This is a genomic window from Pseudoflavonifractor sp. An184, assembly GCF_002160305.1.
Lineage (GTDB): Bacteria > Bacillota > Clostridia > Oscillospirales > Oscillospiraceae > Lawsonibacter > Lawsonibacter pullicola.
This window is the reverse complement of record NZ_NFKI01000069.1, coordinates 1-15,123: the sequence shown is the minus strand read 5'-3', so window position 1 is coordinate 15,123 and position 15,123 is coordinate 1. Positions and strand designations below refer to the sequence as shown.

The 15,123-nt window shown below is 63.9% G+C and carries 14 protein-coding genes and 2 tRNA genes; 9 read left to right on the top strand and 7 right to left on the bottom strand.

What is annotated here, in order from left to right:
- Positions 1-480 precede the first annotated feature (480 nt).
- Positions 481-1,767, bottom strand: coding sequence for a glycosyltransferase family 2 protein (locus B5F19_RS15005; protein WP_087291978.1), 1,287 nt, complete (start codon positions 1,765-1,767; stop codon positions 481-483).
- A gap of 400 nt (positions 1,768-2,167) precedes the next feature.
- Between B5F19_RS15005 and B5F19_RS15000 the strand changes: the two genes are divergently transcribed.
- From B5F19_RS15000 to B5F19_RS14985, 4 genes are all read left to right on the top strand, one after another.
- On the top strand, positions 2,168-2,629 hold the full coding sequence (locus B5F19_RS15000) for an RNA polymerase sigma factor (RefSeq protein ID WP_087291975.1): 462 nt from the start codon (positions 2,168-2,170) through the stop codon (positions 2,627-2,629).
- Positions 2,630-2,661: 32 nt separating this feature from the next.
- A complete protein-coding gene (locus B5F19_RS14995; protein ID WP_087291972.1) occupies positions 2,662-4,101 on the top strand; it encodes a hypothetical protein in 1,440 nt (479 codons plus the stop codon).
- 147 nt (positions 4,102-4,248) lie between these two features.
- Positions 4,249-4,833, top strand: a complete 585-nt coding sequence (locus tag B5F19_RS14990) for a hydrolase (RefSeq protein ID WP_087291969.1) — start codon at positions 4,249-4,251, stop codon at positions 4,831-4,833.
- Between the two features lie 146 nt (positions 4,834-4,979).
- Positions 4,980-5,390, top strand: a complete 411-nt coding sequence (locus B5F19_RS14985; RefSeq protein ID WP_087291965.1) for a hypothetical protein — start codon at positions 4,980-4,982, stop codon at positions 5,388-5,390.
- Positions 5,391-5,841: 451 nt separating this feature from the next.
- Here the strand turns inward: B5F19_RS14985 and B5F19_RS14980 are convergent.
- Both B5F19_RS14980 and B5F19_RS14975 read right to left on the bottom strand, forming a co-directional pair.
- A tRNA-Tyr gene (locus B5F19_RS14980) sits at positions 5,842-5,926 on the bottom strand.
- 11 nt (positions 5,927-5,937) lie between these two features.
- Positions 5,938-6,013 (bottom strand) — tRNA-Thr (locus B5F19_RS14975).
- 178 nt (positions 6,014-6,191) lie between these two features.
- On the opposite strand from B5F19_RS14975, the gene B5F19_RS14970 reads away from it, so the two are divergent.
- The 3 genes from B5F19_RS14970 to B5F19_RS14960 are packed head-to-tail and all read left to right on the top strand — an operon-like array spanning position 6,192 to position 6,920.
- Positions 6,192-6,392, top strand: a complete 201-nt coding sequence (locus B5F19_RS14970) for a hypothetical protein (RefSeq protein ID WP_087291962.1) — start codon at positions 6,192-6,194, stop codon at positions 6,390-6,392.
- Positions 6,389-6,622: a hypothetical protein gene (locus B5F19_RS14965; protein WP_087291959.1), complete on the top strand. Its 234-nt coding sequence runs from the start codon at positions 6,389-6,391 to the stop codon at positions 6,620-6,622. The genes B5F19_RS14970 and B5F19_RS14965 overlap by 4 nt, the downstream gene beginning before the upstream one ends.
- A complete protein-coding gene (locus B5F19_RS14960; protein ID WP_242972838.1) occupies positions 6,603-6,920 on the top strand; it encodes a sigma-70 family RNA polymerase sigma factor in 318 nt (105 codons plus the stop codon). Before B5F19_RS14965 ends, B5F19_RS14960 begins: the two co-directional genes overlap by 20 nt.
- 34 nt (positions 6,921-6,954) lie before the next feature.
- On the opposite strand, the gene lepB is transcribed toward B5F19_RS14960, so the two are convergent.
- Positions 6,955-7,620, bottom strand: a complete 666-nt coding sequence (gene lepB, locus B5F19_RS14955) for a signal peptidase I (RefSeq protein ID WP_087291953.1) — start codon at positions 7,618-7,620, stop codon at positions 6,955-6,957.
- A 137-nt stretch (positions 7,621-7,757) separates the two neighbouring features.
- On the opposite strand from lepB, the gene B5F19_RS14950 reads away from it, so the two are divergent.
- Both B5F19_RS14950 and B5F19_RS14945 read left to right on the top strand, forming a co-directional pair.
- Complete coding sequence (locus tag B5F19_RS14950; RefSeq protein ID WP_087291950.1) at positions 7,758-8,579, top strand: amidohydrolase family protein; 822 nt, start codon at positions 7,758-7,760, stop codon at positions 8,577-8,579.
- Between the two features lie 37 nt (positions 8,580-8,616).
- Positions 8,617-8,790 carry a DUF4250 domain-containing protein gene (locus B5F19_RS14945; protein ID WP_087291947.1) on the top strand — a complete coding sequence of 58 codons (174 nt, stop codon included), beginning with the start codon at positions 8,617-8,619 and terminating at the stop codon, positions 8,788-8,790.
- A gap of 309 nt (positions 8,791-9,099) precedes the next feature.
- On the opposite strand, the gene spoIVB is transcribed toward B5F19_RS14945, so the two are convergent.
- From spoIVB to B5F19_RS14925, 3 genes are all read right to left on the bottom strand, one after another.
- Positions 9,100-10,248 carry a SpoIVB peptidase gene (spoIVB, locus tag B5F19_RS14935; RefSeq protein WP_242972837.1) on the bottom strand — a complete coding sequence of 383 codons (1,149 nt, stop codon included), beginning with the start codon at positions 10,246-10,248 and terminating at the stop codon, positions 9,100-9,102.
- Positions 10,249-11,325: 1,077 nt separating this feature from the next.
- Positions 11,326-13,590 (bottom strand): AAA family ATPase, encoded by a 2,265-nt coding sequence (locus B5F19_RS14930; protein ID WP_087291942.1) that lies wholly within the window; start codon positions 13,588-13,590, stop codon positions 11,326-11,328.
- On the bottom strand, positions 13,587-14,681 hold the full coding sequence (locus B5F19_RS14925; protein WP_087291939.1) for a DNA repair exonuclease: 1,095 nt from the start codon (positions 14,679-14,681) through the stop codon (positions 13,587-13,589). The genes B5F19_RS14930 and B5F19_RS14925 overlap by 4 nt, the downstream gene beginning before the upstream one ends.
- Positions 14,682-15,123: the final 442 nt, after the last annotated feature.

Genomic DNA, 15,123 nt, shown 5'->3' with positions numbered 1-15,123 from the left:
GCAAGGCGTTCAGCGAGCGCAGCGAGGACTTTTCCGCCGCACAGCGGCGGGAAAGTAACGGCATTTTTGCAGGCTGTCGGAAAAGTCCTTAGACTTTTTTGACAGCCTGCACGGGAGTCCGCTGAGCGGACTCCCGTTCTTTATTTACCGGCTGCGCACATCGCTTTTCCCGGCATGCCAAAAGCCCGCACGGAACTTCCGTGCGGGCTTTCATCATGTCGAAAAACTTGTGCAGAATCAAATCCGTCTGAGACAGGGCGGGGGAGCTCGAGGGGGCAGCCGCCCGCCTCGAATGGGATCAAATGCCCCGGAAGCCTTGCCGCGCAAGGATTCCGGCGAGCGAAGCGAGGACTTTTGCGCCGAACAGCGGCGCAAAAGTAATGGCATTTTTGCAGGCTGTCGGAAAAGTCCTTTGGACTTTTTCGACAGCCTGGAGCCCGCACGGAACTTCCGTGCGGGCTCGCTTTTTCAACCGGCGCCTCAGGCGGCCTTGCCCAGAGTCTTCTGGCTGCCGGTGTGGTAGATGGGCTTCCACTCCACTTTCTGGACCAGAGCGGCCAGGGAGATGGGGATGTAGGTAAACATGAAAATGGGGAAGGTAAAGACGTACAGGATCTTCTTGTAATTGGGGATCTGGATCTGCTTCCACTCGCACAGGACGGTGAGCAGGCCGTACAGGAGCAGGCCCAGATAGAAGCTGCAAACAGTGGACATCAGGAAGCTGCCGGCCACATCAAAGATCCCGCGAATGATGTACATGGGCTGTCCCAGGCAGGCGAAGCACATCACCAGATTGAAGGCGATGGTCACCAGGGTGAGCAGCATGCCGGGCGCCACGGTCATGAACATGTCGTAGCAGGACCAGCTCTTCCGGGTAGGCTTCTGGCAGAAGCCCTTGACCAGCTGCGCGCCATACTTGGCGTCCACCTGGTAAAAGCCCTTGGACCACCGCAGCCGCTGGTCCCAGGACTGGCGGAAGGTGGTGGGCTGCTCGTCATAGATGACCGCCTTGTCGCAGTAGCCGATGCGGCGGCCCTTCAGGGCGCAGCCCACGGAGAACTCGATGTCCTCGGTGAGCAGGTGGTAGGGCCAGCCCTTGTTCTCCCGAATCACGTCGGCGGAGATCAGGAAGCCGGTGCCCGACACGTGGCAGTTGGTGCCCAGGAGCATCCGGGGGAAGTTGAGGAAGCGGGCCTCCCGCAAAAACCAGACGGCGTAGCCGGCGGAGATCCAGTTGGCCCCGAAGTTTCGGGAGTTGCGGTAGCAGGTGATGGCCCCGTAGCCGCCCTGATCGTAGACCTTGTTCATCTCCAGCACGAAGTTGGGGTCCACCAGATTGTCCGCATCAAAGATAAAATAGGCGTCGTACTGATCCCGGCCCTCCCGGGCCAGGGTGCGGAACAGGAAGTTCAGGGCGTAGCCCTTGCCCTTCTTGTTCTGATTGAACCGCTCATAGACGATGGCCCCCGCCCGGCGGGACACCTGGGCGGTGTCGTCGGTGCAGTTGTCGGCCACCACATATACGTCCAGAAGGTGGGCGGGGTAATTTTGCTGCTTCAAGCTTTGAATCAGTTCTCCAATCACCCCCGCCTCGTTCCGGGCGGAGATCACGGCGGCGTAGCGGTGGTACTGGGCCGCCTCCGCCTGCTTCCAGCGGCGGCGCTTCACCAGGCCGATCACCAAATAAACCAGCTGATAAAAATAGGCCACGGTGAACAGAACAGCTAGGAATAGGTTGAAGGACTCAACCAATCGAATCATATTCATATCAAATCACCTTTAAGTCTGTTGTTGGAACAAAGGGCGCAGCATGCTCCCGCTGCGTGAACACTATCATAGCACGCTTTTTAAATATTACAAGATTATTTCCTCACTCTTAATGAAAAGTTAAGAGAATATTCATAATTTTCCTCCGCTAAAGTAACAAAATTAACGCATTTTTGTCATTTCCGAAACCAAACTTGTATATTTTCCCAATGAGCTGAAAATCTGCCCCTTAAAATTCCGCCCCATGTATTTAATATTTTTGTAACAAGTTGAGGAAAATGTGAAGCCCCGGCAGAGGCTCCCACCTCCCCCGCCCCGGAGAAAAATTTTTGCGCTCCCGCAACATTTTCCCCTCCGGATGCGTCTGGACGGATAGAGAGAGCAGAAGGGGGAGGACGCCATGGGAGACCGCACTGACAACTGGGAGGAGCTGGTCCAGTCCCAGGAGAACCGCCTGTATCGGGCGGCCCTGGCCATTCTGGGCAGCCGCCAGGAGGCCGAGGACGCGGTGCAGGACACATTTCTGGCCTTTTGGGAGAAGGCGCCGGAGGGCCTGAGGGACGAGGGGGCCTGGCTCATGCGGGTGCTGGTCAACAACTGCCGCAGCCGTCTGCGGACGTCCAGGAGGCGGGAGGCCCTGCCTCTGTGGGAGGAACTGCCCGCCCCGGAGCCGGAGGCGCACCCCCTGTGGGAGGAGCTTCGGGCACTCCCGCCTCAGGACCGGGCCGCGATCCACCTATTTTATTATGAGGGCTTCTCCACCCAGGAGATCGCCCGCATCCTGAAATGCCGCCCGGGTACGGTCCGCTCCCGCCTGTCCCGGGCCCGGGAGCGGCTGCGGGAGCTTTTGGACCCGAAATAGGCTTATATTCCATAACAGAGAGGAGTATCAGCATGGAATCCTACAAATCATATTTTGACCGGCAGACCGTCTCGCCGGAGCTGCACGAAAAACTGCTGGCCATCGGCCGGCAGCCCCGGACAGAGCGGCGGCGCAGACCGCTCTCCCCCGCCTGGAAAAAGTGGGCGGCTCTGGCCGCCTGCTGCGCTCTGGCCCTGGGACTGGGGCTGTGGCGGCTGTCCGCCCCAGGGGAGACGGGAAGCGGCGCCTGTGTTCCCCCTGCCGTCTCCTCCCCGCCGGAGGATTCCTCTTCCCACAGCGGGGAGAACCGGGAATCCGGCTTTCAGGTGGAAGGTTCTGAAACGACAGGCACGGCCTTCCTGCCCGCCATTCCCTACATCCACTATCCGGACGTAGGGGACCGCCCGGCGGCGGACACCTCCCCCAGCCGCATGATGCTGGCGGGCTCCTATTCCGTGGAGCTGACCAAGGAGGACGTGCAGAAGATCTTCTGGGGGCCGGAGGGCAAGCCGGAGGGGGCGGACGGGGACCTGCCCTGGATGCTGTTCTGGGGGAACTTCTTCCTGTCCGGCTCCGCCCTGTACGACGGAGAGGGGGAGCTGCTGTGGCTCACCCTCAAGGGGAACAGCGCCGCTCAGGCGCTCTCCTTCACCCTCACCCTGCGCCCGGGGGAGCTGCCCTTCCAGTGCGGTCTCTACTCCGATCTGGAGACCACCCACGTCAACGGCACCCCCGTCACCGGCTGGAGCCGCAGGGAGGACCTCAACGGCGACGGCGTTCCGGACGCCCGGTGCGTCAGCGAGTTCATGGCCGGGGAGGTGGGGGTACGCTTTGAGGCGGCGTGTACCGCCGGAGAGGACTCTATGGATGCCGCCGCCTGGTACAGCGCCCTGCTGGTGGGCCAGACGCTTTCCGGCGGCGTGTATCTGGGGGACCTGCTTACCAACGGGGAGGTCCCGGCCTGGCGGGAGGAGACGTTCTCCTGTCTGGAGCAGGCCCGGGAGCAGGCCGCCTTCGCCCCCTACCTGCCGGAGACGGACATCCCCGGCTACGGGGAGTTTTACGCCGCCCTGTCCTATCAGGAGGGGGTGCGAAACCGGCTCACCGTCCGCTGGTCCCGGGGGTATGACGACGTGAGCGTCACGGTCTCGCTCCCGGAGGGGACGCCCACCTATCATTTGGCGGATGTGAACCGCCCGGAGGAGTATGACCTGAGCCTGTACTCCATCCCCTGGTGCGACAGCGTTCCGGAGGAGTACCGGGAAACGGTGAGCATGCCCACCTTCCGGGCCGAGGACATGTCCCTGGCGGTGGTGGAGTCCCGGGGACACGAGAAGGACACCGGCGGACTCTCCTTCCAATTCGGAGTGCTCCATGGCAGCGGGGTACTGGTGGAATACCGCTGCGACGGCCTCACCGCCCAGGCGGTGTGGCAGCTGGTGGAGGAGACACTCCCCCCGGCATCCCCCTGAGCCCGGCGGCGGCCCTCCGCCCCATCTGCGCCCCCCAGCTGGAGGGGCGCTTTTTCTTTGACGGGACGGTCTGGCGCCGCCGCCTGTTTTATGGTACAATAGCGGCGTCAAACAATTCCGGCCCTGGGCCGCCTTGGAGGGAATCCCATGTCCTGCAAAGAGGAATTTATTGAAATTTTCAAAGAGAAGATCACCCGCCCCGGGGCGGACGCTCTGCTGAACTATCTGGAGAACAAGAGCGACTTCTTCACTGCCCCCGCCTCCGCCCGGTACCACCTGGCCTGTGAGGGGGGCCTGTGCGAGCACAGCCTGAACGTGTACCACTGTCTGGTGGACTACCTCCAGCGGGAGCGGGTCCAGGAGCTGTACGGCCTGGAGTACAGCGAGGAGAGCGTGGCCGTGGTGGCCCTGCTCCACGACGTGTGCAAAGTGGGCTGCTATAAGAAAGGCTTCCGCAACGTGAAAAACGACGCCACGGGGCAGTGGGAGCGGGTGCCCACCTACACCTTCGACGACCCCCTGCCCTACGGCCACGGGGAGAAGTCGGTGTACATCGTCAACGGCTTCATCCGCCTCACCCGGGAGGAGGCCATGGCCATCCGCTGGCACATGGGCTTCTCCGGCACCGAGGACCCCCGCACCGTGGGCCAGGCCCTTCAGAAGTACCCCCTGGCCTTCGCCCTGGCCACCGCCGACATGGAGGCCAGCTACTTCCTGGAGGGGGACCAGTGACGGCGCCGTCCTCTCCCCCAGCCATTGGAAGGCCGCGGCAAAAAAATTCACAATGTTCCGGTTGAAAATCAGGGCGCGATATGGTAAAGTTAGTATATCAACGAGGGACCCCGGTCCCTGGTAACATCCATTAAGGAGTGATTCACATGATTCGAGTCATCATGGGTAAAAAGGGCACTGGCAAGACCAAGCAGATGATCGACATGATTAACGAGGCTGTCCAGAGCGAGCACGGGAATGTCGTCTGCATCGAAAAGGGCAGCAAGCTGACCTTTGATATCCATTATCAGATCCGGCTGGTGGACTCCAGCGAGTACGACGTGGCCAATTTCACCGCCCTGAAGGGCTTTATCTCCGGCCTGCACGCCGGCAACTACGACATCACCCACATCTTCATCGACAGCCTGACCAAGATCGTCCCTACCGACGGCTACAACGATGTGGAGGATTTCCTGAACTGGCTCAACAACTTCGGCGAGAAGAACGGCATCAAGTTCACCATCACCATCAGCGACGAGCCCGACCTGGCCCCCGAGGGCATCAAGCAGTATTTCTGATTCCCGTAAAAAGAAAGCGTCCGCCTCTCCATCGAGGCGGACGCTTTTATCTGTCCCGTTTTTGGGACTGTATTCGTATTTTTCCCCCACACCCCCTTGACATCTGTGGAGATGGGGGGTATCATTGTGCTATGAACTCGAACATGCGTTCTATTGTGTGGGCCAGATTCGCACAATCCGAGCCGCCAAACAGCCGCAGGCGGAGCGACTTTTCCACAGGTCGCGGAAAATTTGTGGACTGCCGTGCCGGGGCGCCTGCCTGATCGGTTTTCCTGAGCCCGCACAGCGGCGGCCGCGTTCCACGTCTCAGCAGAGGACCGCTCCCAGGTTCAGCGGAGGAAAAGAAAACCGGAGCCCAGCGCAGCGGGTCCGGTTTGGAAAGGAGGAGCCGCGTTGTGAGCGCGCTCTGACTTTTAAAAAAGTCGGAGCAAGCGGTCAGCTTGCTCCGACTTGGTGGAGGAGGGTGGATTCGAACCACCGAAGCGAAACGCAACAGATTTACAGTCTGCCCCCTTTGGCCACTCGGGAACTCCTCCATATGAAATTGTGGAGCTGGTGGACGGATTCGAACCCCCGACCTGCTGATTACAAATCAGCTGCTCTACCGGCTGAGCTACACCAGCAACTCAAGAGTGCTGTCCAACAGCAGGTGTTATTTTACCAGAAAGCGTACATCTTGTCAACAACTTTTTTCAAATTTTTCTTTTTTCTTTTTTTGCTTCTCATCCGGCCCCTCCGTCCGTCTCCACTCCGGCGGGGCGGCCGTCTATTCCAAAGCAAAGGAGGTGGTGCGCCACGAGAATGTTAGGGATCTCCGGCCTGCTCCCTCCCCTGCGGGATGTGCAGCTGGCGGCTCCGGCCGCCCTGTGCCCCCTGTGCGGGGAGGAGCAGTACCGGGGGGACCGGATGCTCCGGCGGGGCGGACAGCTGGTGTGCGTGCGGTGCGCGAACCGTCAGCGTCCCGACCGGCGGAGAAAGGAAAAGGAGGAGAGGGAACCATGACCTTATTGGAATTATCGGTGGAGTACCGGGCCCACGCCCGGGCGCTGGACTTCCGCATCTGCCAGCTTCAGGCGGTGCTGGAGCGCACCGAAAACGAGGATCAGCGCCTCATGCTCAATGAGCGCATCCATATGCTGTCCACCATGCTGCGGGAGGCTCGGGAGCTTGCCGTCCTCACCGAGCGCTACTACGAGAGGGGGTACCGCCGCAATGCCAAATACACGTTATAGACGGGGGCGGCACTACGCCGCGGACATGGCGGTCTACTCCCGGCAGATGGCCGGGGACAACAGCCGGGAGCTGAGCCGGCTCAAGCGCAACCTGATCCGCGCCCTTCAGGAGGACGTGACCGAGAAGCAGCGCACCGCGCTGCTCCTCTACTACGCCGAGGGGTACAACATGCGGGAGATCGGGGAGAAGCTGGGGGTGGACAAGTCCACCATCTCCCGCACCATCAAGCGGGGGGAGCGGCGGCTCCAGCGCTGCCTGCGCTACGGGGCGGAGGCCTACCTGCGCAATATGCCATAAAGCAAAAACACGGCCGCTTCCGCGGCCGTGTTTTTCACTCCATGGGTCCAAAGGTATCAAAGGGGAAGATGGAGAAGAACGCCTTGCCCAGCACATAGTCCTCGTCGATGCAGCCGATGCGGCTGTCCCGGCTGTCGTCGGAGTTGTTCCGGTTGTCTCCCATCACAAAGATGGAGCCCTCGGGCACCTCGATGTGGGTCTGGGTCCGGTAGGGGTCGGTCTGGGTCACATCCAGCATCGCTTCCTTGATGTAGGGCTCGTCCAGCCGCTCGCCGTCCACATAGACGCTGTTGGCGGCATAGTCGATGTCCACCGTCTGTCCGCCGGTGGCGATGACCCGCTTGACGATGGCCACGCCCCCCAGGTGCTCCACCGTGGTCTTGTTCAGCACCACAATGTCCCCCTGCTCTGGCTCATAGCCCAGGGACTGCACCAGCAGCAGCTGTCCGTCGTGCAGGGTGTTCTCCATGGAAGAGCCGTCCACCCGGGTGAGCCGCCCGAAAAAGGTGAACACGATCACCAGGCACACCAGGGCGGTGGTCAGGGCGTTGAGCCAGTAAAATACGTCCTCCGGGGGCTTCTTCTCCTGCTCCTCCGGGGCGGTTTCCCCCTCCGGCGCGGTCCCGTTCTCCGGCCCCTCCTGGGGCTGGGGGACGGGCTGCTCCTCGGGCTGTTGGGTAAATTCAAATGCTTCCGACATGGGTCTACCTCCTGTGAGGGATGCGATTTTTTTATTATACCCGCTCCCGGCGGAAAATGCAACCTTTGAAAGCCCCTCCCTTGCGGCGTGGGCGCGGATGGGGTATAATCAATCCAGCACAGAAAGGAGCCGCAGCTATGAAGATCATCGACGCACATCTGCACCTCTTTCCCTCCGAGCCCGGGACCGACGCCATGGCGGAGGCGGTGGGCCATGTGAACTCCGTGGACCACCTGCGGCAGGTCTACGGGGAGCTGAACATGGTCCACGGGGTGGTCATGGGCAACCGGAGCCTGGAGGTGGGCTTCCACCACTACCCCCGGGACCTGTTCCACTACTGCGTGGGGCTGGACAGCCTGGTGCTGGGGAGAGGGGAGACCATTCCCGAGGACCTGCCCGACCAGGTGGAGGAGCACCTGAAGCGGGAGGCGTGCTGCGGCGTGAAGCTCTACCCCGGCTACAACAAAATCTGGCTCACCGACCCCATCTACGACCCCATCTACCGTCTGGCGGAGAAGTACGACAAGCCGGTGGCCGTCCACATGGGCCTCACCGCCTACTCCCGGGCCTATCTGAAGTACAGCCACCCCCTGGTCCTGGACGAGGCGGCGGCGGACCACCGCCGCACCCGGTTCGTCATGTGCCACTTCGGCAACCCCTTCCTCCAGGAGGCGGCCGCCGTGCTGGAGAAAAACCGGAACGTGTCCACCGACCTGTCCGGCCTGCTGGAGGGCCGTGTGGACCTGGACGTGTACTTCCAGGAGCGGGCGGGCTACGCGGAGCTGCTGCGCACCTGGCTGAACTACCTGGGCTGCTGGGACCGGGTGATGTACGGCACCGACTGGCCCATCGTCAATCTGGGGGAGTACATCGAATATATCCAGCGCATCGTGCCGGAGCGATACTGGGAACCGGTCTTTTATGACAACGCCAACCGCATCTACCGCCTGGGGCTGTGAGCCCCGGAGAAAAAATGCCAGAGAGAGGAGAATACCTATGCTGCCCCAGGACCCTGTGATTCTGCTCAGCGTGGTCAACGCCCGGCTCCGGGACCTGTACCCCGACCTGGACGAGCTGTGCCACAGCGAAGACGCCGACCGGGCCCAGCTGGAGGAGAAGCTGGCCGCCATCGACTACCACTATAACCCGGAGCGCAATCAGTTCCTATAAAGACATCGGGAGGGCATCCGCCCTCCCGATTCAGCTTGTCAAAAAAGCCCTCCTGCAAGGAGTTCCGCCGTCCGCAGACGGCGGAATAAAATGAAATCCCATCATTTCCGAGGACACACCCCAGGGTGGCTTCTCTTGGCCTTCGGCCAATTCACCTTCTGCGCCTCGGAAATGATACCTCTCGCGAAATTTTGGCCGACAATTTCGCAAGAAATCGAGGCCAAAATTTCGTGCAGCTCCACTCGAAAAAGTGGCTCTGCCACTTTTTCGACAGTCTCCATCGGGAGGGCATTCGCCCTCCCGATTCGTTTATGCGCTGCCCAGGCGCTGGGCCGCCGTCTCCAGCATGTTTTCCGCCAGAATGCCGTAGCCCCGGGTGGGGTCGTTCACCAGCACGTGGGTCACCGCCCCCACCAGCCTTCCGTTCTGGAGAATGGGGCTGCCCGACATGCCCTGGACGATGCCTCCGGTGGCCTCCAGCAGCCGCTGGTCGGTCACCCGGAGCATCAGGTTCCGGCTGTCCCCGGCGTTCTCCGGGTACAGGTGGGTGATCTCCACCTCATACTCCTCCACCGTGTCCCCGGCGATGTTGGAGAGAATGGTGGCCCTGCCCGTCTGGACCTGGTCCCGGCCGGCCACCTCCACCGGCTGGAGGTCCTGGGCCAGGGCCGCGTCCTCCAGCCGCCCGAAGATCCCCTGCTCCGTGTTGGCGTACAGGGTGCCCAGGTCGGCGGTGAGGTCAAAGTCCCCGTGGAGCTCCCCCGGCTCCCCGGCGGCCCCCTTCTTCACGTCGGAGACCGTGGCCCCCATGATGCTCCCCGTCTCCAGGGGCATGAGCTTGGCGGTGTCCACGTCGTTGATGCCGTGGCCCAGGGCGGCGAACACGCCGCTGTCCGGGTCATAGAAGGTCATGGTGCCGATGCCCGCCATGGAGTCCCGCAGCCACACCCCCAGCTGATAGGACCCCGCCGTGGTTTTCACCGCCTGGGCGGCCAGCTGGAGGGACTCCTCCCCCCGCTGGACCTGGAGGGTCATCTTCTCCCCCGGGTGCTGGGCCAGATGGTCCTGGACCTCCTCGATGGTGTCCACCTCGCTGCCGTCCATGTGGGTGATCACGTCCCCCGCCTTCAACCCGCTGGTGCGCCCGGGGGACGCCGGGCCCTCCGGAGTGTCCAGGGAGGACAGCCCCACCACCAGCACGCCGTCGGAGAAGAGCTTGATGCCCACCGCCCGGCCCAGGGGGATCACCGTATCCCCCAGCTCCGCCTGAGCCGCGGCCGCCACCGCCTCCGGCCGGGACAGCTCCAGCGCCGCCGTGGCCGCCGCGGCTCTGGCCCGGTCCCCGGTCAGGGCCATGGTGAGCAGCAGCCCCAGAGCCGCCGCCCCAGCCGCCGGCCCCAGAAGTCCGTGCCACGGCCGTTTTTTCGTTTCCTGTTCCAAAAAGGTTCCACCCCCCATACGGCCGCCCCTCCCTTGGGAGCGGCCGCCGTCGTTTCGGCGGTCCGAAGCGGGCCGCCTTGGTTCAGTATGGACGGCCCGGCCGGGCGGCACACCAGGGGGCTCTTGCCACCGCTTCCATGTGAGAGTCTGGAAAGCGGCCCGGCGGCGGGACTTGCAGATTTTCTCTGGAGAACGGCGCAAAAGCAGGGGAAATCTGCCGGTTTTTCCGCAAAAAGCGAACAGGACCACCTCCCATCAAGGAGGCGGTCCTCAGGCTGTCGGAAAAGTCCAAGGACTTTTCCGACAGCCTGCAAAAATGCCGTTACTTTTGCGCCGCTGTTCGGCGCAAAAGTCCGCGCTTCGCTTGCCGGAATCCTTGCACAGCAAGGCTTCCGGGGCATTTGATCCCATTCGAGGCGGGCTGCCGCCCCCTCGAGCTCCCCCGCCCTGTCTCAAACGGATTTGATTCTGCACAGGTTTTTCGACAAACTGAGGACCACCTCCCCGCCGGGAGGCGGTCCAATGTTCTCTCTCTTTCCCCGCCTTTGAAAGATGCGGAGCACGGTCTCTGTTTTCTTTTTCAAAATACGGGTCCGCTTGAACCCTATTCTGCCCCGCTTTCACGGTCCTGATGCAGACAGTTTATTCCAATTTTCAGCGCACCAGCGGCAGGCCGGCCATGACGCGCACTCCTTTTCCGCCCGCCGGGGCGCGCCTCGCCCCACAGGTCCAGCATATCACAGGGGGCTTGTCCTTTTCTTGTACAATCGGCCGCCCGGCGGATTTTTTCAAAAAATATGGCCCGGAGGGCACTCCCTCCGGGCTCAGCTTGTCAAAAAACCTGTGTAGAGAAGAAACCGCTCAAGTTGGGGCGGGGGAGCTCGAGGGGGCGGCAGCCCGCCTCGAGTGGGATCGAATGCCCTGAATGCCTTGCACGGCAAGGCGTTCAGCGAGCGCAGCGAGGACTTTCCCGCCGCGCGGCGGCGGGAAAGTATTGGCATTCTTGCAGGCTGCCGGAAAAGTCTTTGGACTTTTTCGACAGCCTGCGCCCGGAGGGCACTCCCTCCGGGCCGTCTGTCCGTAAATTTGCCGCAGTTAACTGTCCAAGGCCACCCGCTCCACCCCGGGGGTGCGGGCCAGATAGGCCCCCTCCCGGCTCTGGCAGGTGAAGAAGAGGATCTGCTCCTCCCGGGAGAGCTCCACCAGCAGGTCCAGGGCCCGCTCCATGCGCTCCTGGTCGAAGGCGGCCAGGGCGTCGTCCAGAATGAGGGGCACGTGGTGCTCCCGCAGGCACAGGTCGTACACCGCCAGGCGCACCGCCAGGTACACCTGGTCCACCGTCCCCTTGGACAAAAACAGGGACCGGCGGGGGAGCACATCCCCCGCTCCGGCGGCGGATGCCTCCAGCTCCCGGTTCAGGGAGAGGCTGGTGTACTTCTCCCCGGTGAGCCGGGCCAGGTACTCCCCCGCCCGGCGGTTGAGCTCCGGGGAGAAGCGCTCCTGGAGCTGGGCGTTGGCCTCCTTCAGGGCGGTCAGAGCGGTGGAGATGGCCTGGTACTCCTGACTGCGCCGCTCCAGCTCCCCCTCCAGCTCCTCCTGACGGGCAGCCAGGGCGGCGGGGTCCCCCACCGCCTTCTGACGGCCCAGGGCCATGCTCAGGGCCCGGCCGGTGCGCTCCAGGTCGGCCTGGGCGGTGCCCAGCAGGGCGGCGGTCTCCTCCATGGTGCGCCGGGGGGCCTCCGGTTCCGGGGCCCCGGGTTCCTCCACCCGGCCCCCCTGAGCTTTCAGGGCGTCGTACAGCCGCTGGGCCCCCTCCAGCCTGGTGTGGGCCACCGCCTCCCGCTCCCCCAGGTTCAGGGCCCGGGACAGGGCGGCGGAGCAGCCAAACAGATCCTTCACCTCGGGGGCGAAGGAGTGGACGAAGTCAAATAAATCCTTCCGGCTGTTCTCCCGGCGGGCCTGCCGGTCCGATAACCCCTCCCGCACCAGGCGCACCTGCTGGGCGGCCTGGTCGGCGGCCGCGACCCGGGCCCGGTAGTCCTCCAGCACCCCCTTCAACTCCTCCGGGGTTTTGACCGAGAAGCGGTCCAGCACCTGATCTCCCCAGGCCCGGCTGCGTCTGGCCTGACTGTGGTTGAACACCCCCAGGGCCAGGGTGAAAACCAGGAAGAGAATCCCTGTGAGGACGGCAGGAAATGAGAAGCCGTCCCCCTGGGCCAGGGCCAGCACCGCCATGCCTCCGGCCGCCAGCACGCCGATCACCGGGACCAGCTTGGCCATGAGCGCCCAGGTCCCGGCATTTTTCCGGGCCGCGGCATACTCCCCCTCCGCTTTTTTGACGGACTCCGCGGCCTCCTCCACCGTCTGTCCGGGGAAGCGGTCGTCCCGGGCGGCGCTCCGGGCCTCTTCCAGCTCCGCCTCCGCCTGGGCCAGGGCCTCCTCCCCCTGTTTGATCTCCGGCTCAAGGGCTTTCAGATAGGCCAGCTCCCCCTGGGCCCGCTTCAGCTCCTCCTTGTGGGGGATGGGCCCGAACCGGGCCTGTTCTTTTCTCAAAGCGTCCAGGTCGGCCTGGGCCCGGTCCAGCTCCCCCTTGGCCTGGGTGAACCGCCGGTCCAGGTCCCGCTGAGCCAGACGCTTATGGGCGGACAGCTCCGCCTCCAGGGCCTCCTTCTTCCGGCGCAGCCCCCTCTCCTCCGCCGCCAGGGCGTTGAGGGCCCCGGTGAGCTGCTCCAGCTCCTCCCGGCTGGCCCTCACCTGGGCAAGCTCCCCCTCCAGCTGGGGGATGCGGCCCACGCTCTTGTTCACCTTCCGCCGGTTGAGCCACTCCTTCAGGCGCCCCTCCGCCTGGGTGTAGGACACGTCCTCCTCCCCGGAGGACACCAGGGCGGCGATGCGCCGCTCCAGCTCCGGGGTAGACTGGATGGCCAGGGAGCCGCTCTGCCCCAGAAAGGCGGAGCGCTCAAACACCTCCCGGCCCACCCCCAGCAGCAGCTCGCCGCAGTCGGCCCCGGTCAGGCCGGGGACGGGCTCCTGGGTGCCGGTATACACCGCCTCAAAGGTCCCGAAGGGGGTATTTCCCTTGGGGGAGCGGCGGATGGTGACGTCCCGCCCCTGCCACTCCAGGGTGATTTCGCCTTCCATGGGGGCGCCCGACCAGGGCTGGTACCGGTTCTTATCCGCCAGGTACCCCTTCTTGTCCCGGTCCCGGGTGTCGATGCCATAGAACATGGCCTTCAAAAAGGCGGCCCAGGTGGACTTGCCCCCCTCGTTGGGGGCCTCGATCAGGTTGAAGCCGGGGGCGAGCGCCAGCCTCTGCCCGGTCAGCTTGCCAAAGACCGCCGTCATGGATTTGATCTTCATGGGGCAATATCCTCTCCGTTCTCCAGGGCGGCCAGGCCGAAGCGCACCGCCTGCTGGAGCATGTCGTTGTCCGGCTCCTTCCGGCACCGGGCGGCCATGGAGCGGAGAAACAGCCCGGTGAGGCTGTCCTCCTCCATCCGGGCCCACAGGTCCCGGCCCGCCCGGGTGCGGTCCCGGAGACCCAGGGCCCAGCACCGGCCCGCGAGCTTTCCCTCCAGTCCCACCAGGTCCAGGGGCTCCGCCCCCCGCTCTCCGGTGAACACCAGGCGGCACACGTCCTCTTGAAACGCCGGGGCCAGAACAGCCCGGGCGGTCTCCAGCGGGTCCGCCCCGCCGGTGACGTCCGCCTCCAAAATCTGATACCGGCGGCGGCACAGGGGGACGAACTCCGCCGTGCAATTCCCCGGCTCTGCCTCGATGTAAAGAACTCCCTTGTCCCCCGTCTCGTCAAAGCCCCGGCCCTCAGGGCAGCCGGGGTAGGCCCAAAAGGTGTTCCCCTCCCGCTGAAGGCCGCTGCACTGGTGGATGTGGCCCAGGGCCAGGTAGTCCAGGCCGCTTCCGGCGATGGAGGCTTTGGAGATGGGGGCGTAGTCCCCCTTGCCCTCCGCCTCCCCGTGGAGGACCGCCAGTCTGGTCCACCCCTCCGGCCCCCGGGCCTGAAAGCCCGCCAGGGGGTCGTCCTCCCGGTGGGGGGCGGTGAAGGCGTTCCCCCAGACCGCACACTTGAGCGCCGGAAATTCCACACACTGCGGGGCCTCTGTGGAAAAAATGTGGACGTTGTCCGGCCAGTCCAGGGCGGCGTACAGGGACTTGGCCGTATAGGGGTCGTGGTTGCCCGGGGCAATGAGCACCGGGCAGGGGATCTCCCCCAGGGTCTGGGCCAGTGCCTGGGCGGTCTCCCGGTAGGTCTGCCGCCCGTCCAGCAGGTCGCCGGCCAGGAGCACCAGATCGGCCTGCCGGTCCCGGGCGAGCCGGGCCAGGCGGGCGAGGAGCTCCCGCTGCTCCCGCCGCCGCTGGGCGGCCTGGTCCGGGGCCAGGCCGGAGAAGGGGCTGTCCAGGTGGAAGTCGGCCCCGTGGATGAGTTTGATCATTGGGTTGTCTCCTTTCCGGGAGGATTTGCATCTGTGAGGGTTTTGCGCAGGGGGTTCGCCGCCTGCGGGCGGCGAGTGACTTTCTGGCACGGCCAGAAAGTCACCAAAGAGCCGCCAGGGGACAAGCGCAGATCGACTTCGGCTGCGCCTCAGCCGATATGACGCTTGTCCCCTGGACCCCCATTTTACGGGGGCCCCAATTAGGCAAGCTTGGCAGTTATCGCAAAGGCGCGGGTGGACAGGGGATTGGTTTCCGGTCTATGACCGCTGCCGCTGAGTTGCCGGTAACCTTTGGGCAGTGCTTCTACCGATTGGAAGCGCGCCTTTTGGGCTGGTGGGGCTCAAGTGCGGCTCAGAGGGAGGGCGTATCCTGAAATGTTTCCCGATTTCCGTAGGGGCGGCACACCGGGCCGCCCGGGGTTTCCGGGCCTTGCATATGTTC